Source organism: Paenibacillus sp. NRS-1760 (assembly GCF_050467785.1).
In the GTDB taxonomy this organism is placed as follows: Bacteria; Bacillota; Bacilli; order Paenibacillales; family Paenibacillaceae; genus Pristimantibacillus.
This window is the reverse complement of the sequence record NZ_JBITPK010000013.1, coordinates 660,464-680,253: the sequence shown is the minus strand read 5'-3', so window position 1 is coordinate 680,253 and position 19,790 is coordinate 660,464. Positions and strand designations below refer to the sequence as shown.

General features: G+C 41.3%; 24 protein-coding genes and 1 pseudogene. 4 read left to right on the top strand and 21 right to left on the bottom strand.

Features of this window, described 5'->3' with window-relative positions; genetic code table 11:
* Positions 1-149 precede the first annotated feature (149 nt).
* The 12 genes and pseudogenes from ACIFSR_RS18720 to ACIFSR_RS18665 form a co-directional block, all read right to left on the bottom strand.
* Complete coding sequence (locus ACIFSR_RS18720) at positions 150-1,292, bottom strand: serine hydrolase domain-containing protein (protein WP_430059130.1); 1,143 nt, start codon at positions 1,290-1,292, stop codon at positions 150-152.
* Between the two features lie 125 nt (positions 1,293-1,417).
* A complete protein-coding gene (locus tag ACIFSR_RS18715) occupies positions 1,418-1,969 on the bottom strand; it encodes a GrpB family protein (protein WP_430059128.1) in 552 nt (183 codons plus the stop codon).
* A complete protein-coding gene (locus ACIFSR_RS18710; protein ID WP_430059126.1) occupies positions 1,969-2,499 on the bottom strand; it encodes a DUF6886 family protein in 531 nt (176 codons plus the stop codon). Before ACIFSR_RS18710 ends, ACIFSR_RS18715 begins: the two co-directional genes overlap by 1 nt.
* 142 nt (positions 2,500-2,641) lie before the next feature.
* Positions 2,642-3,001 (bottom strand): rhodanese-like domain-containing protein, encoded by a 360-nt coding sequence (locus ACIFSR_RS18705; protein WP_430059124.1) that lies wholly within the window; start codon positions 2,999-3,001, stop codon positions 2,642-2,644.
* A gap of 40 nt (positions 3,002-3,041) precedes the next feature.
* Positions 3,042-3,833: a sulfite exporter TauE/SafE family protein gene (locus ACIFSR_RS18700; protein ID WP_339209350.1), complete on the bottom strand. Its 792-nt coding sequence runs from the start codon at positions 3,831-3,833 to the stop codon at positions 3,042-3,044.
* A gap of 296 nt (positions 3,834-4,129) precedes the next feature.
* Positions 4,130-4,693, bottom strand: a complete 564-nt coding sequence (locus tag ACIFSR_RS18695) for a manganese efflux pump MntP family protein (protein ID WP_430059121.1) — start codon at positions 4,691-4,693, stop codon at positions 4,130-4,132.
* Positions 4,694-4,764: 71 nt separating this feature from the next.
* Positions 4,765-5,031 (bottom strand): metal-sensitive transcriptional regulator, encoded by a 267-nt coding sequence (locus ACIFSR_RS18690; protein WP_339209352.1) that lies wholly within the window; start codon positions 5,029-5,031, stop codon positions 4,765-4,767.
* Positions 5,032-5,106: 75 nt separating this feature from the next.
* Complete coding sequence (locus tag ACIFSR_RS18685; RefSeq protein WP_339209355.1) at positions 5,107-5,589, bottom strand: DsrE/DsrF/DrsH-like family protein; 483 nt, start codon at positions 5,587-5,589, stop codon at positions 5,107-5,109.
* 30 nt (positions 5,590-5,619) lie between these two features.
* A complete protein-coding gene (locus tag ACIFSR_RS18680) occupies positions 5,620-5,847 on the bottom strand; it encodes a sulfurtransferase TusA family protein (RefSeq protein WP_430059119.1) in 228 nt (75 codons plus the stop codon).
* A gap of 15 nt (positions 5,848-5,862) precedes the next feature.
* Positions 5,863-6,959, bottom strand: a pseudogene (locus tag ACIFSR_RS18675) (MBL fold metallo-hydrolase).
* A gap of 87 nt (positions 6,960-7,046) precedes the next feature.
* The gene (locus ACIFSR_RS18670; protein WP_430059117.1) at positions 7,047-7,628 is read right to left on the bottom strand and encodes a sulfurtransferase TusA family protein; all 582 of its coding nucleotides are present in this window, start codon (positions 7,626-7,628) and stop codon (positions 7,047-7,049) included.
* 190 nt (positions 7,629-7,818) lie between these two features.
* Positions 7,819-7,977 (bottom strand): hypothetical protein, encoded by a 159-nt coding sequence (locus ACIFSR_RS18665; protein ID WP_430059115.1) that lies wholly within the window; start codon positions 7,975-7,977, stop codon positions 7,819-7,821.
* Positions 7,978-8,124: 147 nt separating this feature from the next.
* Here ACIFSR_RS18665 and ACIFSR_RS18660 point away from each other — a divergent pair, with 147 nt between their 5' ends.
* Entirely contained in the window at positions 8,125-8,304 is a 180-nt protein-coding gene (locus tag ACIFSR_RS18660; protein ID WP_339209358.1) for a hypothetical protein, read from the top strand.
* A 32-nt stretch (positions 8,305-8,336) separates the two neighbouring features.
* On the opposite strand, the gene ACIFSR_RS18655 is transcribed toward ACIFSR_RS18660, so the two are convergent.
* The 3 genes from ACIFSR_RS18655 to ACIFSR_RS18645 all read right to left on the bottom strand — a co-directional run bounded on the left by ACIFSR_RS18655 (position 8,337) and on the right by ACIFSR_RS18645 (position 10,867).
* Entirely contained in the window at positions 8,337-8,978 is a 642-nt protein-coding gene (locus ACIFSR_RS18655) for a Bax inhibitor-1/YccA family protein (protein ID WP_339209359.1), read from the bottom strand.
* Between the two features lie 72 nt (positions 8,979-9,050).
* Positions 9,051-9,863, bottom strand: a complete 813-nt coding sequence (locus ACIFSR_RS18650; RefSeq protein WP_430059112.1) for a GNAT family N-acetyltransferase — start codon at positions 9,861-9,863, stop codon at positions 9,051-9,053.
* Between the two features lie 53 nt (positions 9,864-9,916).
* Positions 9,917-10,867, bottom strand: a complete 951-nt coding sequence (locus tag ACIFSR_RS18645) for a helix-turn-helix transcriptional regulator (RefSeq protein ID WP_339209619.1) — start codon at positions 10,865-10,867, stop codon at positions 9,917-9,919.
* Positions 10,868-11,025: 158 nt separating this feature from the next.
* Here ACIFSR_RS18645 and modA point away from each other — a divergent pair, with 158 nt between their 5' ends.
* Positions 11,026-11,868, top strand: a complete 843-nt coding sequence (gene modA / locus ACIFSR_RS18640) for a molybdate ABC transporter substrate-binding protein (RefSeq protein ID WP_430059111.1) — start codon at positions 11,026-11,028, stop codon at positions 11,866-11,868.
* 86 nt (positions 11,869-11,954) lie between these two features.
* Here modA and ACIFSR_RS18635 read toward each other — a convergent pair whose 3' ends face one another.
* Positions 11,955-12,362: a TerB family tellurite resistance protein gene (locus ACIFSR_RS18635; RefSeq protein ID WP_430059109.1), complete on the bottom strand. Its 408-nt coding sequence runs from the start codon at positions 12,360-12,362 to the stop codon at positions 11,955-11,957.
* 152 nt (positions 12,363-12,514) lie between these two features.
* On the opposite strand from ACIFSR_RS18635, the gene ACIFSR_RS18630 reads away from it, so the two are divergent.
* Positions 12,515-13,417 carry a YihY/virulence factor BrkB family protein gene (locus tag ACIFSR_RS18630; RefSeq protein WP_430059107.1) on the top strand — a complete coding sequence of 301 codons (903 nt, stop codon included), beginning with the start codon at positions 12,515-12,517 and terminating at the stop codon, positions 13,415-13,417.
* Positions 13,418-13,516: 99 nt separating this feature from the next.
* Positions 13,517-14,341, top strand: coding sequence for an alpha/beta hydrolase (locus tag ACIFSR_RS18625; protein WP_430059105.1), 825 nt, complete (start codon positions 13,517-13,519; stop codon positions 14,339-14,341).
* Positions 14,342-14,465: 124 nt separating this feature from the next.
* Here the strand turns inward: ACIFSR_RS18625 and ACIFSR_RS18620 are convergent, their stop codons facing one another.
* The 5 genes from ACIFSR_RS18620 to ACIFSR_RS18600 all read right to left on the bottom strand — a co-directional run bounded on the left by ACIFSR_RS18620 (position 14,466) and on the right by ACIFSR_RS18600 (position 19,769).
* Positions 14,466-14,975: a hypothetical protein gene (locus ACIFSR_RS18620; RefSeq protein ID WP_430059103.1), complete on the bottom strand. Its 510-nt coding sequence runs from the start codon at positions 14,973-14,975 to the stop codon at positions 14,466-14,468.
* Positions 14,976-15,121: 146 nt separating this feature from the next.
* Positions 15,122-16,564 carry a bifunctional 2-methylcitrate dehydratase/aconitate hydratase gene (locus ACIFSR_RS18615; RefSeq protein ID WP_430059101.1) on the bottom strand — a complete coding sequence of 481 codons (1,443 nt, stop codon included), beginning with the start codon at positions 16,562-16,564 and terminating at the stop codon, positions 15,122-15,124.
* A 23-nt stretch (positions 16,565-16,587) separates the two neighbouring features.
* Positions 16,588-17,709 carry a bifunctional 2-methylcitrate synthase/citrate synthase gene (prpC, locus tag ACIFSR_RS18610; protein ID WP_430059099.1) on the bottom strand — a complete coding sequence of 374 codons (1,122 nt, stop codon included), beginning with the start codon at positions 17,707-17,709 and terminating at the stop codon, positions 16,588-16,590.
* Entirely contained in the window at positions 17,699-18,598 is a 900-nt protein-coding gene (prpB, locus tag ACIFSR_RS18605; protein ID WP_430059097.1) for a methylisocitrate lyase, read from the bottom strand. The genes prpC and prpB overlap by 11 nt, the downstream gene beginning before the upstream one ends.
* A gap of 22 nt (positions 18,599-18,620) precedes the next feature.
* The gene (locus tag ACIFSR_RS18600) at positions 18,621-19,769 is read right to left on the bottom strand and encodes an acyl-CoA dehydrogenase family protein (protein WP_430059096.1); all 1,149 of its coding nucleotides are present in this window, start codon (positions 19,767-19,769) and stop codon (positions 18,621-18,623) included.
* Positions 19,770-19,790 lie beyond the last annotated feature (21 nt).

The following is a 19,790-nucleotide window of genomic DNA, read 5'->3' as shown; positions in this document are numbered from 1 at the left end:
TTTTACTATACCCGGGTTAAGTATCTTGATTAGTTTTAATGATGTCATTGCATCAGTTTAATTGTCTGCACAAAAAAAAGAGCGAGGCGAATAGTCGACTCACTCTATATAAATATCACTAATGGCTGCATTCAAGTTTTATGCTTATTCTAAACCAAACTTGACCATATAATTTGTTTGGTACCAAGTACCGATTCAGGTATCCATGAGTAAATGGAAGGTACCATGAATATAACAACGAGCTTCTCAACCGGGTCCACAAAAAATCCGGTTCTTCCTGAACCCTCCAGCTGGTAGGTGCCTACTGATTCATATGAAAGATGATGAATAGCTAAATCTAAACCAAGAGCATGACCTTTATCTTTGATTTTACCTCCCCAATGATAGGCGGGAACGTTAAACAGATGTCGGCGAGTCATCAGATCTACCGACTTTCTGCCAAGGATACGCTGACCTTCAAAGGTTCCGCCATTCAACAGCATTTGTCCGAATTTCCACATATCAAATAGTGTTGAATAAAGTCCACTATCCGAACGAGGCGGCATAGGGGAACCGTCATTTTCTATGCTTAACCTTTCGATATCCATCTGATCTACACTGCATACTTCAGAGTGCAGATGCTCAGGAACATCAAAAAAAGTACGTGTCATTTGGAGTGGTTCGATAATGTTCTCCGTAATGTAGTCCTCATACTGCTTACCAGATACTCTTGAGATGATCTCGCCCAGCAGAGCGAAGCCCACCGTAGAATAATTATAGGCATCCCCAGGTTGGCAAACGAGCGGGCCTTGCAACACTTTTCGAATCCAATTATCCATGCCGCTAGCCCCCCACCATTCTCTAGGATAGGGCTCATTGTAATATCCGGTGACTGGTAAAATACCAGACGTATGCGTTAATAAGTGGAACAAGGTGATATCTTTATGTACAGGATTATTGAATTCTTCCAAAATGCTGGACACAGTCAGATCGATATAAAGCTTACCGTCCTCTATGAGCTTCATGATTGCAACACTTGTGAATGCTTTCGTTATGGATGACATTTTACGCAAGGAATCCGGCTGCAGTTCACCTTGGTCTGTGGATCCATGAAGTCGACCCATTGATTTCCATGCGGCGATCTTTCCTTCTCGTGCAACGAGAAAACTGGCTGCTTGAATTTTTTGCTGTGCGATCAGATTCAGAAAGTGATTATCCAGCTTATTTAATTGATGTGAGCTGAGCCCAACCTCTTCGGGCACAACATCCAAGTGGCCCTCTGTTATTTTCCACTCGCTTAGCAATTCATTCATCTGTCTCGATCCCCTTCCATTAATTAGGAACAATGAATCTATACTACACGAGCCGCTCTAATTTCGTCCATATGGATGTAAAGACTGCCGTTAAAATTATAAAAAATTGTTCGTTTGTATCAAGTTCAGAGCTGAACCTTTGTTTTCGTGAGCTTTACCCTTTTTAATATTTCATTTATAAAATCCGTTTTACCTGCTGTATAACCGGACCGATCTTGAGCTTGCAATGCCAATTCCTTTTTTAACTGTTCATACGCAATGACAGCTTCGGGATGCTCCCTAAGATAATCGCGGAATGCCAAATGTCTTGCTAATTCTTCGCTATCACGATTGCACACGTACAAGTGATGCTCCATCCATTTTTCACGCTGTTTATGCCAAGGAACCGACATATCTTTTCTGCCAAAGGCCTCTCTTCCTTCAAAACTCCAATCTTGTTGATGGAAATAACCAATCTTCTCAAGCCCTTGGATGATCAGAGGCAGCATACTATAATCTTCAATGACGATATCTATATCCAAGATGGGCTTTGCACCAAGTCCTTTAACAGAGGTGCTTCCTACATGTTCAACTGACCTAATGAATTGCCCAACTTCAGCTTCGATAGTAGATCGTATTTCACAAAATTCGTGCTCCCAAAGAGGATTATAGTTTTCAATCTCAACTATTGTACTCATCATACTGATTCCTTTCTCTGCGCGGCAAAACCCATTCTGCACATCGACCAATTAAAGCTTGTGGTTGCAATTTTATCATTCAAATCCCACAAATTATCGATCATGCGAACCTCGACATTTCTGCGTATGAGTTCTCCAAACAAATCATGAACAATTATTTTATTGATGGGGATCTGTGTTTTTTCGCTCACATAGTAACCAGCACTTTTATCAGCGCCATAGAAATCAACCGTATCGAATTCATATAAATACAATGTGGTTTCCCTCATGATTTCAAACCATTTATGCTCAATCGCAACAACATGATCCAACGAATTTGAGCTTAAATAAAGTTTTTTATGCTCATCTGTGGTCGTTTCATGACTATGATAAGTTACTCTAGGACAATTGCGAGGTGTTAGGAAATTCGGCAAGCATTGTTCATTTATTGCCCATACCAACCCTTTGCTTTGATCCATATCCACTCGAGAAGGTATTCTAGGTTCAAAAAGTGTAATATCACTTTCTTCGCTCACATGAAATAATCTCAAATGATCCCTGCTTTCTGATATAAAATGGTTGTGCACGAACAGTATTATTTTCAACATACGAGGAAATTGTACCATAATCTGGTTTAGAGTGGACGCAAAAAAACCGCGATATACGCGGTTCATCAGTCACTTGAAAAGTTATCTATGCACATTGTTGGTTTCGTACAGTAAACAGCTGGCTGAAACCATGTTTTTTAAGGATTTTCGCAGCCTTTTTACTTTTATAGAAACTGTCCGACAAAATTAAGACGGAGTCATTTGGTGCAAGCTCTTTGTTCCACAAATAAGGGAGCCGACCAATTGATATATTAATCGAACCATCCACATGACATTTCTCATAATCAGTTGAATCGCGGACATCGAGTATTTTGCTGCTGTCAGGTATAACGCCTTTTTCATTTAGCGCTTTTTCGTCGACATAAGTTAAATTTTTTAGGGGCGAGAATCTTCTATAAATGAACCACATCACGAATAAACCAGTTAGAGCAAGTAAAATCAACATATCCTAACCTCCCCAATCCGTTTAATAAGGTACGCATATTCTATTGCAATATGGATGACCACACTTTAATCGCTGTGAAAATGAGTAATACAACAAGCCCATATCGCAAATATTTCACGTTTATTTTAGAGCTGATTCTAGATCCAATTGGTGCACCGATTAAGCTGCCCAATACAACAAATACAGTTGGCCATATCGGAATGGAACCAGCGGATAGCTTGCCGATGACACCACCAATCGCCGATACAAATACGATCGCTAATGATGAGGCAATGGTTGTCCTTGTGGGAATTTTTAAGACCGTCAACATGATTGGGATTAGAATAAAAGCACCACCTGCTCCAACAACTCCTGACACAATGCCAACAATGAAAGCAGACGTTACCGCAATGAGCTTATTAAAAGTGATTTCATTTATATTTAATTGTTGTTTTCCCCGGTTTGGAACGAGCATTAAAACAACAGCAATAACCGATAATGTTCCGTATATAATATTAATGGCATCTTCATTAAGAAAACGAGATCCGAATCCGCCAATTAAACTGCCCATTAAAATACTGCTGCCCATATAAATAACAAGACCTTTATGAATGACTGCTGTTTGATTGCTTTTTTGACGGAAAGCGATAATCCCAGCTAACGAAGCGAAGAAAACTTGAAACATGCTGATGGATGCCACTTCTTTTGCCGTAAACTGCGCTAAGCCAAGACTGGATGGAACATATAATAAAAGGGGAAAATTTATTATGGCCCCGCCTATGCCAAGTAATCCCGAAAAAAAGGAACCGACAAAACCGAGCAGCGTCATGATGATGTAAAGGATAATGTCCATAAAAACTCTCCTTGTTGGATTGCAATAAGTAAGGTATAATTAAAACCAAGTAACTTCATGTGAAATGAGGTATTTAAAAAATGAAAAGTATTTTCAAAAAAATATTTGAAGATAAATGCCCGACCTGCAATGAACCCTTGCTGTCAATCAATGAAAGCTTGTCCAGCACCAAGTATTGTGAGCATGGACATTACAAAGAAGAAAATTACAGCTCCCTAGGTGTAAGAATTATATATGACGTCTTAGAATAAGCGAACACGCTCTACCGTGTTCGCTTATTTTTTGTTATCGGTCAGTTACAAAAAAATCTCCATAAGGCCTATTACAATGAGTATCATACCGCCGATGAGCGTAGAATATTTACCTAACCATGTTCTTGCAATCTCATGTCCAATCCGCAATCCGATAGCAACGGTTATTAGTGAAAATGTACCAACTGAAATTGCAGTCATTATCGGTGACGCACCACTAACACCTGCTACAAATCCTGTAGCGATACAATTTAATGATAAAGCAAAACCTAATGAGATCGTTTCCTGCCAAGTAATAGATCTTTCCGAATCACTTGTCTCACGTAATGGACTTGTTGCAACCCTTGTCCTCTGTTTAGGCAATATGCTCCAAAGACCTAGAAGTATGATGACAGAACCACCAATTAAATCTGCATGCTTTTGACTCATAAAACCAGATATAAGGTGACCCATTGTTATGGCTAAATATGCTGCAGCCATGGCCAATATGGCAATAAACAAGTTTGAGACAATTGGAATTTTTGTTGATCGCGTGCCAAAGGATACACCAATTCCTAAATTATCAATATTAGAAGCCAGTCCAATGAGAATGATTGAAATTAAATGCATAACTATTCCTCCTCTACCATCCATTCTACTAAGTAGAGTATGCTAGAGAAGGTTATTAAGCTTGTGTTCTTTTACCGACTTTTCACAAGTAGCTCAATCGCTTCTTTAACCAGCTTATTCGTATCGCCACCAGTTGACTGTTCTTCAATAATACATTGATGAAGGTTTTCCGCAACAATTTGGGCCATAGCTTTATCTGCTGCATTGCGTACTGCTGACAGCTGGCTCACTACGTCCTTGCAGGATTGCTGTTCATCCATCAATCTCAATACGCCTCGAACCTGACCCTCTATTCTTCTTAGACGTGTTTTCATTTCATCAGTATAAACATATGCCATGTTCTTAACCTCCCATTCGATAACGTGTACATGTATGGGTATATTATAAACCAAAAAAGAGTATCATTTCATTAATTATATAAATAAATTCACTTTTGCATCGGTGGCGTCGCCTAAGTAACCGGCTACACCGGCAAGTTGAATGTCATCGATCAGCTCTTCACGCTGCAAACCAAGAAGATCCATTGTCATTGTACATGCAACAAGCTTAACCCCTTGCTCCTGCGCAAGTTCAATGAGCTGCGGCAGTGATAACGCATTATGTTTCTTCATAACATGCTTAATCATTTTAGGTCCCATGCCGCCAAAATTCATTTTGGATAAGCCTAGTTTTTGCGGTCCTCTTGGCATCATCCAGCCAAAGGCTTTTTCAAGAAGCCCTTTTTTGGTATGGATTGCTTCATCCTTGCGCAAAGCATTTAGTCCCCAAAAGGTGAAAAATATAGTTACCTCGTGATCATAAGCAGCTGCTCCATTTGCAATAATAAAAGCAGCTATCGCTTTATCAAGTTCCCCGCTGAAGAGGACTATCGTTGTTTTTTCAGTTACAGCTTCCATTTATGTTCTCCTCTCCATAATAAAATTCAGTTAAATTTTATTCACTAGAAATGTGAACACGCCGTTTTCTTCCGTATGCTGCACGAGTTCATGATTTGTTTTTCTAATCCAAGCCGTAAAATCATTTAAAGAACCTTTATCGGTTGATAATACCTCCATAAATTGTCCAGGTTTCAATCCATCCAGCGCTTTTTTTGCTTTTACGATTGGCATCGGGCAAGCCAGCCCTTTGGTATCAACGATTAGATCAGCTTTCATTATTCATTTCCTCCTTTAATTATCGTGAACGGCACAACGATTTGGACCGATTTCCATTTCGCGCTGCTCTTCTTCGTTAGGTGTGATTTTACCCATATTCGTTAGGCGTATTTCTTGGTAAGCGTTCGGATGCTGCGGCAGATTGTTGGTCACCATGCTGCGAAACTCAGCTTCATCCGATATTTGCAAGCCTGTAGTGTTTTTATATACATCGGATAAAACAGCGGCTACCCGCCCATCTTCTCCAAGCTCCGAGAACTTGCCGAAGTGTGCTGGAAGTACAATTAAATCCTGAGACAACTCCGGATAACGACTATATAACGTTTGGCGAAGATCACCAACCCAATCTTCAGCTAGTCCAGCCAAATCAGGTCGTCCAATGGATTCAATAAATAAAATGTCACCAGTTAGCAAATACTGATCATCTACTATAAACGATGTACTGCCGTCGTATGACCAGGTGAATAAATGGGTTGTATTTTTAAAGTGGTATTGCCTACCTCAATATCGTGACCGTTCTCAAGCTTCGCGTATTCAAATGTGACTTCTGCAGCATCTTTTGGAGGAAGCCAGTACGTTGCAGATTGTTGTTCTGCAAGCTTACGGCCGCCCGAGATATGATCCGCATGAAGATGGGTATCTATCGTATGCATAATGCGATACCCATTGTCCTTCGCAAATTGCTCCAACACATTCGTCATTCTAGGGGCATCTATGACAGCAGCTTCACCGTCTGATACGATCATGTAGGACAAGCAGCCTTTACCCATTCGTACAAACTGAAAAATAGTACCGCCTTGGCGCAAATCGCCAATTTTTACGGGCTCCAAATGCTCGCTCCACGACTTCATTCCGCCCTGCAAGTAATAAATATTAGACCTGCCTGCTGCGACGAGCAACTCTCCAACAAATATAGAAGAACCTTCTTTGGCGCATACAACCAGCACTTTTTTGTCTATTGGAATTTGTTCGATTATCTCCTCTACTCCCTCTAGCAGCTCAAAGTAAGGAATATTGAGAACTTCGATTCGACTTCCTTCGATTTTCCAATTCGCAAAGTCGCTTTCACTACGTACATCAAGGATGAAGAGGTCTTCTTTTTTGCTTAAAATAAGTTTTGCTAGCTGCCTGCACTCATTTCATTTAACTGGTTTGATGAAATCACGGTGTATTCCTCCTACTATGATGAGTGAATGGTATTACTGTACATCATTCTCTAGTGGTCCTTCCCATTCGGACATACCTGGCAAGACATTGTACACGAGTTTGAACCCTTTATCAGCTAATAGCTGGCAAGCGATATCGCTGCGGGTGCCAGTGCGGCACACGATATGAAGCTCCTGATCAGGATCGAGTTCACTCGTTCGCAAGTCAAGCTCTCCTAACGGAATTGATTTGGCTCCTGGAATGTGGTTAAAAACATACTCTGCAGATTCGCGTACATCTAAAATCAAAATGCTCTCATTTGAAATAAGCTTCTTCATCAAATCTCCGTTGTTCATTGTCTTCAAATATTTGATTTCTTCTTTTATTTCATTCGGGTCGGATTTTCTAAGGTAATGCTTCAATACCTCGCCCTCCGTAAGCGTACCTAAGTATTGATGCCCCGCATTTCTGCTCCACCCTTGGATGTCTGCCAAAGATCCTTTGTCCGTGGCAACCACTTCAATGACTTGTCCAGAAAGAAGCTCATTCATTGCTTTTTTCGTCTTGATGATGGGCATAGGACAAGCCAAGCCTTTGCAATCTATTGTTTTGTCTGCTTGAATGTGATTCATCATTTCTTGAACCTCCTTTGCGTTTATTAATAAATCATTTGAACAACATACCCATTAGGGTATAGAAAAAGGCGAAAAAATGACGCCGTACATATACCCCTATGGGTATAAGGTGTTGATAAAAATATACATGTTTTAAATGCAGATGTCAACGTGGCATCACAAAAAAAAAAGACCGTCATTCAGCGGTCTCTTAGTAATCTCTTTCTTTATCCCTTTTTCTTCTTTCCTGATCTCTCTTCAAAGCACGCCTCAATTCATCTTTGTTTCGATTTCTTCTAGGCAGCTTTCCATTTATTTCAAATAATAAAATAACAATCATCGTTAGCAGTAAAACGATTATAAACTCCATCTCTTTCCTCCTAGGATAAAGCTATACTGGGCATCGCTCTGAAAATTAAAAGGTGAAATAAACAATGAAAGATCTACTCTTTTTAGCAACGGACTCAGATCGCATAATGAAAGCATAAGCATTGATTGGTAAGAGGAGGAATGGATTATGTTGTTTCATAACTATGTAGCAGAAAGTTTATGGAGGGATCAGCAGCAAGCTTTGGATAAGCGAATTCGTCGAGGGGATTTTATTGATTATGATATCAAAGCAGCTTCACCCGATAAATCAATGATTAAAAAATGGCTATTGACTCGTAAAAAAAAAGGGGTTAATCCTCAAGTATGAAGATTAACCTTATTGGCAATTAGGATGAATGTTTAATCATCCAGCAAGGATTTCACAAAACGTAGGGCGAACAAAATGATATTAACCAAATCAAGATAAATATTAACGATCATCAGTGGAATATCTTTGTCTTCAAAACCTTCCTTGGACATACGGCTAAAGTCATAAAGTGTATAACCGATGAAAATGAGCAGTCCAAAGCCGGCATAAATGGTTTCCATCATCCCTCCGAAAGGGAAAATAAATTGCATAAGACCGATAAGGATGAGCCCAATTAATGATGCGAACAAAAACCCACCGAGAAAGCGAAAATCCTCTTTGGAGTATGTAGCGTAGATCGCAAGGCCTGCATAAACGAGTACAGCAACGGCAACGGTTTGAATGACGACCGATGTACCCATGGAGGCGATATAATAGCTTAAAGAAAACTGCAAGGTTGCACCAGATACAATCATAAACACGTACATCAGTGAGTAGCCAATTGCTGTTGATTTACGCAAAAACATGATGGCAATGATTAATCCAATCTCGACAATAAACAGTGGGATTCGTGCGGCGCTGGGAAGCATTGTTCCTATGTACATGCCGCCTACTGAAACAATTAAGGCAAAGAAAAAGGTTAGCATTAATTTTTGCATCGGTTTACCATAACCGCTTGACTGCGTATAGCTCATATTATTTTTCTCCTGTCATCCATATTTATGGATCAATAATAGCATGAAAAGCATGAATACAAAATGTTCTTTTTATTTTTTCATAATGGATCTCGTCCATGCGATATGTAATCCGGCTCTTTCCATATTATGTTGACTGCTTGATCCGAAGCTAGCCTGTGCTACGACGAGCTCACAGCCTGCAAGATGCGCTTCATGTAGACGCTTGTTTAATAGTGCTGTTTGCAGACCTTGTTTTCTAAATGTAGGGGCAGTAGCCGCAAGAGCACATGATGCGATTCCATCCTCATTCATATGCATGACACCTACACCTGCAGGTATGTCATTTAAATACGCTAGATAGATTTTCCACCCTTTTCGATTCAGTAAACCAATATTGTTATTAACAAAATGGTGTTTATCGGACAATGACATGCCTGATCCTAGGCAATGGATTTCAGCATAATGATCGAAATCCTCCTCTGTAACGACTTCTGAAATCGTGATATGAGGAGGCAAAACAGGTTTATCTTCACTTGGCAGTCCATAAAGAACAGAATGAAAGCCATTATGTCGAAAACCGAGCTCTGCCAATTTTCCAAACAGAGCAGCTGTACATTTTATAGGATCCAAATCAATTTGAAAGCTTCTGTCTCTTGCTTCATAAAACTTGATAATCTCCTCCAGCTTGTCGCTGTCCTCATCGCCCAAACCTTTTACCGAATTAAAAATGCCCCAAGGCATTGTTTTTATATAGTAAGCTACAGCTTGGCCATAATGATTAATTTCGACTCCTTCAGGATTGCCTAGTCTCTCCCCTATGGAACTAATTCTTGATGTAAGATATTCCATTTCTGATTGCTGTATTCGTTTAATTAACACTTCATTCAAAATGGGAAGTTTCATCTCAACCATCCTTGCGCATTATAATGGGATTCATCTGAAAAGTGACATCTGCATTAACATTCATAAAGAACATTTCCTGTCTGTGATAAGTCATAGCCGGAAATAGCTGCAAGCTCCTGTTGAAATGAAGCGGATTTCAAAATTTCGATAATTAAGTTAATGAGGTCGACATTCCCCGGATTTTTCATAATGACAAGATCATAACGTTCACTAACTAAAGGAATAAAGTCCACTCCAGTTACGATCGCTGCTGCTTTTTCTATCCCAACTCCAACATCGGCCTCGCCACCCGCCACTTTGGCTGCAACGCCTAAATGATTTGTCAGTTCGTCCTCATAACCGAGAAGTTCGCGTGCCGAAATACGATGCAATCGAAGCTGTTCATCCAATAATACACGAGCCCCGGAGCCTTTTTCTCTATTAATAATACGTAAGTCTGGCTGAACAAGATCGCTCCATCCTTTTAGGTTTCGCGGATTCCCTTTTTGGACAAATAGCCCAGCTTTCCTAGATAGCAGATTAATAACAACGTATGACGAGCTGACGAGCAGCTTGCGTATGTACGGAATATTGTATTCGCCCGTATCGCCGTCTAACAGATGGGTGCTTACGACATCGGATTGCCCATTGTACATGGAGATCAAACTATCTAGACTGCCAGCATTGGACCGTAGTGGGCGCAGTGCGTGTGTATATTTCTCTATATGCCTTCCGAGTATGTCGAGGCTGATGTCTTGTCCTGTGATGACAACGGAGCGAGCTCCAAGGTTATGGCGTGCTTTGCTTGCAGCATCTGGTTGAACATTTAAAGCGTCACGCAAGCTTTGCTGGTTACCCTTTGAGCGCTGCTTATAGGCTTCTAAATCAGAAGCGTCCACTCTCATTTGTTTACCTACTCGGTATGAGGCCAAATCCCCTTTTTTAATGAGATCATAAACGGTTAATTTGGATATTTTGAGCAGCTTAGAGATTTCCTCTGTCGTATAGGAAATATTTTCAGATATGTTAATCACCTCTTAAGGATTGTATGCAGTAATCATTATTGTAGCATAAACAACGGAAATACTGTGGTGATTCGCTTTACAAATCTATTTCCTTCATCTTATAATCGGAAAATGGAATATATCTATTTATATCTAAACATAACGAAAGTGGGTATTAAATGATTAATTCACTTAAAAAAAGCTATGTTTTATTGTATTTGGTTATGATTATGGTCGTTGTAACGGCCTGTGGATCGAATCAAACGAATCAACCAAGCTCCACCAATCAACCAGAAGCAACAGCAATTAGCACGGAAACACCTGCTGAAAATGTTGATTTAACGATTTCGGCAGCTGCAAGTTCAACGGATGCGTTAAAGGAAATTGAAACACAATTTAAGGTAATTCACCCTAATGTAAAACTGAATTTTAACTTTGGCGCTTCAGGCGCTCTTCAGAAGCAGATTGAAAATGGTGCGCCTGCGGATCTTTTCCTCTCAGCTGCTTCCAAAAACATGAAGTCACTAGTTGATGCGAAGCTGATTGCTGAGGATAGCCAAACAAATCTCCTCTCTAATGGACTCGTGCTCGTCACTTCAAAAACGTCAAAAACGCAGCTTGCAACGGTTAATGATCTGTTGAACGCTGATGTCAAAACGATTGCAATTGGCATCCCAGAGAGCGTACCGGCTGGAAGCTATACGAAAGAAGCCTTGGAACAAGCAAAGCTATGGGATAGGTTGCAACCGAAGGTTGTTCAAGCGAAAGATGTCCGTCAGGTTCTTCAGTACGTTGAAACAGGCAATGCAGACGCGGGTTTTGTTTATAAGACTGACGCTTTAACATCAGATAAAGTCAATATTGTCCTTACCGTTGATCCTGCAACATACACGCCGATCACCTATCCGATTGGTATCGTTACAGCAACAAAGCATCTTCCAGAATCGAAGCAATTTTATGATTATCTTCAAACGGCAGAGGCAATGGCTGTGTTTGAAAAATTCGGTTTTTCGAAGCCATAATGCATGTAAGAAAAAGCAGTACTTAAAAAAACCTCTATTCTTCCACTGGGAAGAACGGAGGTTTTTTACTTATGTCTGCTATTTTATTAGGGGTTCAAAATAAGCTTAAGTCCTTCAATTTTGAGCTGATCCATACGAATAACCCAGTTTTTAATGGATTCACAAGTTTCTTCGTCTAGATTAAGAAGCTCTTTCATATCCTTTGTTAACTCTTTTTCATCGTCATTGTAGTCGCCGTCAGCGAATATGAGAAGCAGAATTTCTGCGAAAAAGATTTTTTTTACATGATCATCATTAATATTTCCTAGTATATCTGCTAACTGCTTTTCGGATGAAAAGCTTATTACGGCTTGCTGCATATCCATCTCTTGCATATACGATTGAAGAAATCCTTGTTCTTTCTTGTGAATGAACCCATCAGCATTTGCTGCAAGATGTGCTAATTCGAGAAATGCTTCTTTTTGCTCCTTGGTTTGTAGAAAATGTAAAAACATAAGGTCCACTCCCTTCATTCGAAAATATTTACTCATACTCTTATTCGACATGATTTGACTATTTCCTACTTGCAGCTTATCTTTTCTATTTCAAAAAATGTTTTGTGCTCTTCTATTTTGTTTAGTTTTATATCAAAAGGATGGTGGTCTTGATGAAACAAAAATTCAACACGATGCAATTTATAAAATGCTTATACAGCCGTTTTCGTGAGGATGATGTGCCTGCGCTTGGCGCACAGCTAACGTATTATTTGATCTTATCGTTTTTCCCCTTTCTTATTTTTATGGTCAGTTTGCTTAGCTTTATCGAAATGTCTGGTGATAGCGTGATCGCAGAGTTTATTCGCCTTCTACCTGCAGAAGCAAGTGATACGATTAGCGGAATTCTTGCTGAAGTTGTAGATAACAGCAGCGGAACACTGCTGTCAATCGGTATGATTGCGACTATTTGGTCTGCCTCAAACGGTATTAATGCGATTTTGAAAGGATTGAACAAAGCGTACGATGTTGAGGAAAAGCGGCCGTTTTGGAAGGTACGCGGTATTTCACTGCTATCAACAATTTTTTTAGTCGTCGTTATTGTTTTGGTCATGGTTATGCTTATTTTCGGTAAAGCTATTGGCGAATACTTATTTAAATGGCTTGATTATCCAAATGGTTTCGAATGGATTTGGAATGTCTTGAAGTATGTCATACCAATTTCGGCAATGATAGGCGCCTTTTCCTTGCTTTATTGGATAGTTCCTAACAGAAGGCTGAGCTTAAAAGAAGCTGTGCCAGGTGCTTTATTTGCAACTTTTGGTTGGATTGCGACTTCACTTGTTTTTCAATTCTATATGAACAATTTTGGGAACTATTCGAAAACATACGGCAGTCTCGGAGGAGTAATCATCCTGTTGATCTGGCTCTACATTAGCTCTATCCTCATCATGCTTGGCGGTGAAATTAATGCTACGCTCGCATCAGCAAAAAGCAATATTCCACCCAATAACTCAGCTAGACATCGCTTTCGCATTCCGCTTAATCAGAATAAGGATATTAAAACGATAATATAAGTGGAAAATTTGCAGCCTTGTACAAATACTAGGCGATTATTAACCTTAAATGGATTATAGGCATATGCTGAATAATCTGATTTTGAGGAGTAATGCTGTATGTATCAAATTGAACAAAACACGATTAACTACGCTTATCCATACTCGGATGTTTTCGCAACCAGTGTAAGATTGATGCAGAGCGAACAGCCGCTCACTTTTGTTCTCGTTCATGGCTCCTGGGCGGATGCGAGCTTTTGGAACGGCATCGGTTATGAATTAACCAAAATGGGCCATACCGTGTTCGCGCCTGAATATCCTGGGCATGGTGCAGACCCTAATAAAAACGTCACTCATGAAATGATAAGTCATTCTGTAGCCGCTTCTATTGTGTCAAGAAATCTTCAGCAAATCATACTTGTGGGTCACAGCTTCGGAGGCTCCGTTATCCAAAAGGTTGCAGAGCTTATTCCAGAGCGTATTAGGAGGCTCGTATTTTTGGATGCTTTTGTATTAAACGACGGTGAAATGGTCGCCGATGAATTTCCAGCCCCTGTAAAAGCTAGTTTCCAGCAGCTTAGGGAAAGCTCGAAGGATGATACGATCATGCTGCCATTTTCGCTGTTTCGTGAAACATTTGTTAATTTGGCAAGCCTCGGCTTAGCGGAGAAAATGTACAGTATGGTAAGTCCAGAACCAGCAAAACCTTTTTATGAAAAACTCGATCTTAAAGTATTTTTTAGTTTGAATATGCCTAAAAGTTATATTTTCTTAACGGAAGATAATGTTCTTCCACAGTACAACAGCGAATATGGATGGCATCCGCATATGTCCAATCGACTGGGCTTGTTCCGATATATCCAAGGTCATGGCGATCATATGTCAACTGCAAAGACACATCCTGAGATGCTTGCTCATCGTATCTATGAAGCTGGACGGGATTAAACGGATAAATCAGAATGAAGAAACGTTATTTCAAAAGTATCAAGTGAAACATTAAAAAGCGCGTGCCGATTAAATATCGGCACGCGCTTGTTGTGTTGCTTTCTCTCATAAATGTAAAAGTTATTTAAGGAACGAATTGCTGGATGATGCGTACGATTTCCCCGTTCTTGATCGTCATATGATAAGGAAAGCTCTTCATATCGAAGTCGTCTTCCGTATTGATGAGTTCAATAAACTTTTTAACTGAAATCGGTTCATTCCAAACTATATCTGCTTCATTAATATTGCCTGTTCGATTATAGATTTGCATTAGCACCTCAGCGTTATCGGCTATCGGTAAGTCACGCAATGTTTCATCATCATTCTCAATGTAATAACCATCTGGCGGGGCATCTAGCCCAGAATCCTTTTCACGCTCAAGGAAAATCTTTGTAGCTGCATCACCCTCGTACCAATCGATTTGGTCGATCGATAATGTGTAATGATGATTTTCCCCTTTTGTCATTGCAACGTAGCCAGTTATCATATCCGGTGTTTGTTCTACCGGTGTATATTCACGGCCTCCCGCCGGCGCAAAGCTAAAGGCCGTGAGACAAGCTATCGCAACAGTTGCGATCAATACATATTTTTTCATAGCGCAGACGCTCCTTCTATATGGTATATATTCTTATTCGGCTTACTTATACAATATAACGAAATGGGGGTGCAGAAAGTTACAGAAAAGCTACAAAAAAAAATAGATTTTAAAAAGAAAAACCTGCGCTGTACGCAGGCATTCACCTAAATAACAAATAGTTCCATAAACTGCTGTACGGGCGTGTTCTCTAATACGTTTTGGTCTTGGCAGAGGTCTAATATCGCTTGTGTTTGCTTGGATGGAAACCTGCTCTTCAAACTGGTATCAAACTTCGCAAACAGAAGCGGTATGGCTTCCTGACGTCTGCGCCGATGACCTACTGGGTAAGCAATCTCGATCTTCTCAGTGGATGTTCCGTCTTGGAAAAACACTTGAATGGCATTGGCAATCGAGCGTTTATTAGCGTCCAAATAATCATATGAGTAAGTGATATCTTCAGTCGTAATCATTTTCTTGCGAAGCTCATCGATACGACTGTCACTCGCATAATCATCCTCATAATGATCGGCAGTTAAATGTCCATGAATCAGACCAATTGCAACCATATATTGAATGCAATGGTCACGATCCGCAGGATTATGGAGCGGTCCTGTTTTGTCGATAATTCGCAGTGCGGATTTATGTGTAGAAATGATTATTTTATCAATTTCATGCCATCTGTCCTTTACACTCGGGTTCAGCAAGATAGCAGCCTCCACCGCTGTTTGGCCATGAAATTCAGCGGGGAAAGATATTTTAAACAATACATTTTCCATGACATAAGATTCAAAATTCCGTTTAATGGACAAGGAATTCCCTTTAAACAGCACATCATAAAATCCCCATTCCGGCGTAGTTAGTGCAGCGGGATAACCCATCTCTCCTTTTAGCGCCATTAATGAAAGCCTAAGCGCGCGAGCTGTGGCATCGCCGGCTGCCCATGACTTTCTCGAACCTGTATTTGGCGAATGACGATAAGTACGAAGCGGATGACCATCAATCCAGGCATTGGATAAAGCATCAATAATTTCATCTGTCGTCCCGCCTAGCAGCGCAGTCACTACAGCAGTTGAGGCAACCTTCACGAGAATAACATGATCGAGCCCTACGCGGTTAAAGCTGTTTTCAAGTGCAAGAATGCCTTGAATTTCATGAGCCTTGATCATAGCCGTAAGCACATCTCTCATGACAAACGGCGGTTTGCCCTCGGCTATGTTTTTCCTGCTTTCATAGTCCGCAGCAGCTAGTATAGCTCCAAGATTATCTGAAGGATGGCCCCACTCCGCTGCAAGCCAAGTATCATTGTAATCGAGCCAGCGGTTCATACATCCAATGTTAAATGCAGCAGTGATCGGATCAAGCTGAAACGAAGTTCCAGGAACACGAGCTCCATTCGGAACGAGAGTTCCGGGTACTGTAGGGCCTAGCAGCTTCGTGCACTCGGGATACCTAAGCGCTAACAACCCGCAGCCAAGCGTATCGATGAGACAATAGCGAGCGGTATTATAAGCTTCTTTGCTAGTTATCGTATAATTTGCAGCATATTGTGCAATATCAACCAACACTTGATCCGGCTTTGGCCTCTCATTACTCATTAAAGTGGACATTCGTTTCGCATCCTCCTCCTCATTTAGGATCGTTGCTCGATAGGCAGCCAAGGCAGCAAATCATAGCCAATATAATCAGCATTTGGACGAATGATTCGATTGTTTGCACGTTGTTCAATGATATGGGAAGCCCAGCCGCTGGTACGAGAAATAACGAAGATCGGTGTAAAAAGTGAGGTTGGAATGCCCATAAATCGATAGGCTGACGCGCTGTAAAAATCCAAATTAGCAAATAGTTTTTTCTCTTGCAGCATTATTTTCTCTATAGTCTCGGAAATTGGATAAATCATTGAATTCTCAGTCCCTGCAGAGAGTCTATTTGACCAGTATTTAATAATATCGGATCGTGGGTCAGATACAGAATAAACACGATGTCCAAAGCCCATAATTAATTTTTTGTCCTTCAGCATTTGCCTAATCCCGATTTCGGCTTCGCGCACGCTGCCGAATTGTTCAATCAGCTCCATCGCGGCTTCGTTGGCACCGCCGTGAAGAGGTCCACGGAGTGTGCCGATGCCAGTCGTAATGGCGGAATACATATCTGATAAAGTAGATGCAGTAACACGTGCTGCAAATGTAGAAGCGTTGAATTCATGCTCCGCATACAGGACAAGTGAAACGTCAAAAGCTTTCTCATGAAGCTCGTTCGGGCGTTGATCATGAAGCAGCTGCAGAAAATGTCCAGCAACACTTTGTTGATCTGTCTCTGTATCAATCCTTCTCCCACTCTTCTGATAATGATACCAATATAATAAAATAGAGGCGCTGCAGGCTATTAATCTATCAGCGATGTGGGAAGCGTCACGCTCCTCATTTTCTGGTTCGAACGCAGCTAACGCCGAAACCCCCGTTCGAAGCACATCCATTGGATGTGTGCTGCTCGGCAGCTGCTCCAATATGTTCAATACACCTGCTGGCAGTTGTCTAAGTGACGCAAGCTTCTTCGTGTAATCTTTTAACTGGACATCGTTTGGCAGTGCTCCATATAACAATAAAAAAGCAGTTTCTTCAAAGCTGCCATGAAGGGCGAGATCATCAATCGAATAACCTCGATAGGTTAAGCCCTTTCCTGCTTTTCCGACTGTCGAAATCGAAGTCTGTCCCGCTATAACGTCGGCGAGACCGCCTTGTTTTTTAGTTGTCATGACGGTTCTCCTCCTCTTTGACTCCATAAAGCTGATCCAGCTTCTCTTCGTAGCTCAAATAATCGAGGAAATCATAAAGCTCTGCTCTAGTTTGCATAACATTTATGACATTTTTCTGTGTTCCTTCTTGTTTTATCGTTTCATAGACATGAAGAGCTGCTGCTGACATTGCGCGAAAGGCAGATAACGGATAAAGAGCTAAGCTGACACCTGCATGCTCAAGCTCTTTTATCGTATACAACGGAGTTTGCCCGAACTCCGTAATGTTTGCGAGTATAGGAACCTTCACCGCATCAGCAAAGGCTTGATAATCCTCAAGTTTTGTTATTGCCTCAGGGAAAATCATATCTGCTCCGGCTTCCACACAGGCGCATGCCCGTTCAATCGCTGCTTCTAATCCCTCAACCGCAAGCGCATCCGTGCGAGCCATAATGACAAACTGATCATCTTCTCTTGCGTCTGTAGCAGCTTTAACCCGATCGACCATTTCCTCCTTGCTTACGATTGCTTTGTTCGGGCGATGCCCGCAGCGTTTAGCCATGATTTGATCTTCAATATGAACGCCTGCGGCTCCCGCACGGTTCATCAGCTTAATCGTTCGCGCAATTTGGAAAGCTCCTCCAAAGCCCGTATCCACATCTACGAGCAGCGGAAGCTCTGTAACACTCGTTATTCTTCTTACATCCTCAAGAAAATCCTGCAGCGTTGTAATCCCTAGATCAGGCAGACCGAACGACGCATTAGCAACACCTGCACCAGATAAATACAAAGCGCGAAACCCTGCTCTTTCAGCCATTATTGCCGAAAAGGCATTTATAGCGCCTGCGATCTGCAAAGGCTTCTCGACTTGAAGCGCCTCGCGAAATCGCGCTCCGGGAGTATGAACCATCTCGCCACCGCCTTTTTAGAAATCATAATGATTTGAGTATTTTGCCGCTGATTACTATTCGGTGAATTTCGTTCGTTCCCTCGTAAATTTGAGTGGCTTTCGCATCTCGGAACAGTCTTTCTATCGTTGATCCTTGCAGGCAGCTGTCTGATCCGAGCATTTGCATTGCCTGGCTTGTCACTGCAACTGCTTTATCAGATGCGAACATTTTGGCCATGGATGCTTCCTTCGTACAAGGCAAACCTTCTTGATGCAAATACGCCGCGCGATAAACGAGCAATCTCGCTGCCTCTACTTTAGCTGTTATGCCAGCGAGTTTAACTTGCTGATGCATTGCTTTCTGATTTGGCTTTAACAACAATGCAGCCTTCGGTTGGAAGCGGTCATTTAGAATGTTTAGTGCAGCTTGCGCAATTCCAAGCGCTTGGGCGCTGATTCCGATACGTCCGCCGTCAAGTGAGCCTTTGGCTATGGTAAAGCCTTTGCCTTCTTCACCAAGTCTCTGGGAAACGGGTATCCTTAATTGATCAAATATAAGCTCACAAGTATTTGATCCGTGCAAACCTAATTTTTTTTCTTTTCTTCCGATCGTTAGCCCTTTTGTTTCACTTTCAATAATAAAAGCGGTAATGCCGTATGCGCCTTTGCTTGCATCAGTCACTGCAAATGCAACATAAACATTGGCCGCGCCGGCATTCGTGATAAATACCTTTGATCCGTTCAAAACATAATATTCTCCGTCTAATACTGCTGTTGTTCTTATAGAGGAAGCGTCCGAACCCGCGTGAGGCTCTGTTAACGCGAAAGCGCCTAACCGCTCACCCGAAGCAAGCTTGGGAACATATCTTGATATTTGAGCAGGCGTACCATAATGCAGGATTGGCAAAGTACAAACCGAAGTATGAACGGATAAGATGACGCCAAGCGCTGCGCTTATCTTTGATATTTCGTTAACCGCAGCAATATAGGAAATGAAATCGCAGCCTGCTCCTCCCCATTGCTTAGGAATTGGAATGCCCATAAAGCCTGCTTGTGATAGTTTATCAATGAGAAGGCTGGGAAATTGATCGTGTAGCTCCATGATCGGCACAGCGCTGGCTACTTGTGTCTTTGCAAAACGTCGTACCGCTTGTTGCAGCTCTAATTGTTCCTTTGAAAGTCGGAGTTCCATCGCCCGTCTCCCTTCGGATGT

Excerpts from the sequence above, each read along its gene's own strand:
- ACIFSR_RS18720 (WP_430059130.1), bottom strand. The coding sequence starts at position 1,292 with ATGAATGAATTGCTAAGCGAGTGGAAAATAACAGAGGGCCACTTGGAT.
- ACIFSR_RS18715 (WP_430059128.1), bottom strand. The coding sequence starts at position 1,969 with ATGAGTACAATAGTTGAGATTGAAAACTATAATCCTCTTTGGGAGCAC.
- ACIFSR_RS18705 (WP_430059124.1), bottom strand. The coding sequence starts at position 3,001 with ATGTTGATTTTACTTGCTCTAACTGGTTTATTCGTGATGTGGTTCATT.
- ACIFSR_RS18700 (WP_339209350.1), bottom strand. The coding sequence starts at position 3,833 with ATGGACATTATCCTTTACATCATCATGACGCTGCTCGGTTTTGTCGGT.
- ACIFSR_RS18695 (WP_430059121.1), bottom strand. The coding sequence starts at position 4,693 with ATGCATTTAATTTCAATCATTCTCATTGGACTGGCTTCTAATATTGAT.
- ACIFSR_RS18690 (WP_339209352.1), bottom strand. The coding sequence starts at position 5,031 with ATGGCATATGTTTATACTGATGAAATGAAAACACGTCTAAGAAGAATA.
- ACIFSR_RS18685 (WP_339209355.1), bottom strand. The coding sequence starts at position 5,589 with ATGGAAGCTGTAACTGAAAAAACAACGATAGTCCTCTTCAGCGGGGAA.
- ACIFSR_RS18680 (WP_430059119.1), bottom strand. The coding sequence starts at position 5,847 with ATGAAAGCTGATCTAATCGTTGATACCAAAGGGCTGGCTTGCCCGATG.
- ACIFSR_RS18670 (WP_430059117.1), bottom strand. The coding sequence starts at position 7,628 with ATGATGAATCACATTCAAGCAGACAAAACAATAGATTGCAAAGGCTTG.
- ACIFSR_RS18665 (WP_430059115.1), bottom strand. The coding sequence starts at position 7,977 with ATGGAGTTTATAATCGTTTTACTGCTAACGATGATTGTTATTTTATTA.
- ACIFSR_RS18660 (WP_339209358.1), top strand. The coding sequence starts at position 8,125 with ATGTTGTTTCATAACTATGTAGCAGAAAGTTTATGGAGGGATCAGCAG.
- ACIFSR_RS18655 (WP_339209359.1), bottom strand. The coding sequence starts at position 8,978 with ATGAGCTATACGCAGTCAAGCGGTTATGGTAAACCGATGCAAAAATTA.
- ACIFSR_RS18650 (WP_430059112.1), bottom strand. The coding sequence starts at position 9,863 with ATGAAACTTCCCATTTTGAATGAAGTGTTAATTAAACGAATACAGCAA.
- modA (WP_430059111.1), top strand. The coding sequence starts at position 11,026 with ATGATTAATTCACTTAAAAAAAGCTATGTTTTATTGTATTTGGTTATG.
- ACIFSR_RS18635 (WP_430059109.1), bottom strand. The coding sequence starts at position 12,362 with ATGTTTTTACATTTTCTACAAACCAAGGAGCAAAAAGAAGCATTTCTC.
- ACIFSR_RS18630 (WP_430059107.1), top strand. The coding sequence starts at position 12,515 with ATGAAACAAAAATTCAACACGATGCAATTTATAAAATGCTTATACAGC.
- ACIFSR_RS18625 (WP_430059105.1), top strand. The coding sequence starts at position 13,517 with ATGTATCAAATTGAACAAAACACGATTAACTACGCTTATCCATACTCG.
- ACIFSR_RS18620 (WP_430059103.1), bottom strand. The coding sequence starts at position 14,975 with ATGAAAAAATATGTATTGATCGCAACTGTTGCGATAGCTTGTCTCACG.
- ACIFSR_RS18615 (WP_430059101.1), bottom strand. The coding sequence starts at position 16,564 with ATGTCCACTTTAATGAGTAATGAGAGGCCAAAGCCGGATCAAGTGTTG.
- prpC (WP_430059099.1), bottom strand. The coding sequence starts at position 17,709 with ATGACAACTAAAAAACAAGGCGGTCTCGCCGACGTTATAGCGGGACAG.
- prpB (WP_430059097.1), bottom strand. The coding sequence starts at position 18,598 with ATGGTTCATACTCCCGGAGCGCGATTTCGCGAGGCGCTTCAAGTCGAG.
- ACIFSR_RS18600 (WP_430059096.1), bottom strand. The coding sequence starts at position 19,769 with ATGGAACTCCGACTTTCAAAGGAACAATTAGAGCTGCAACAAGCGGTA.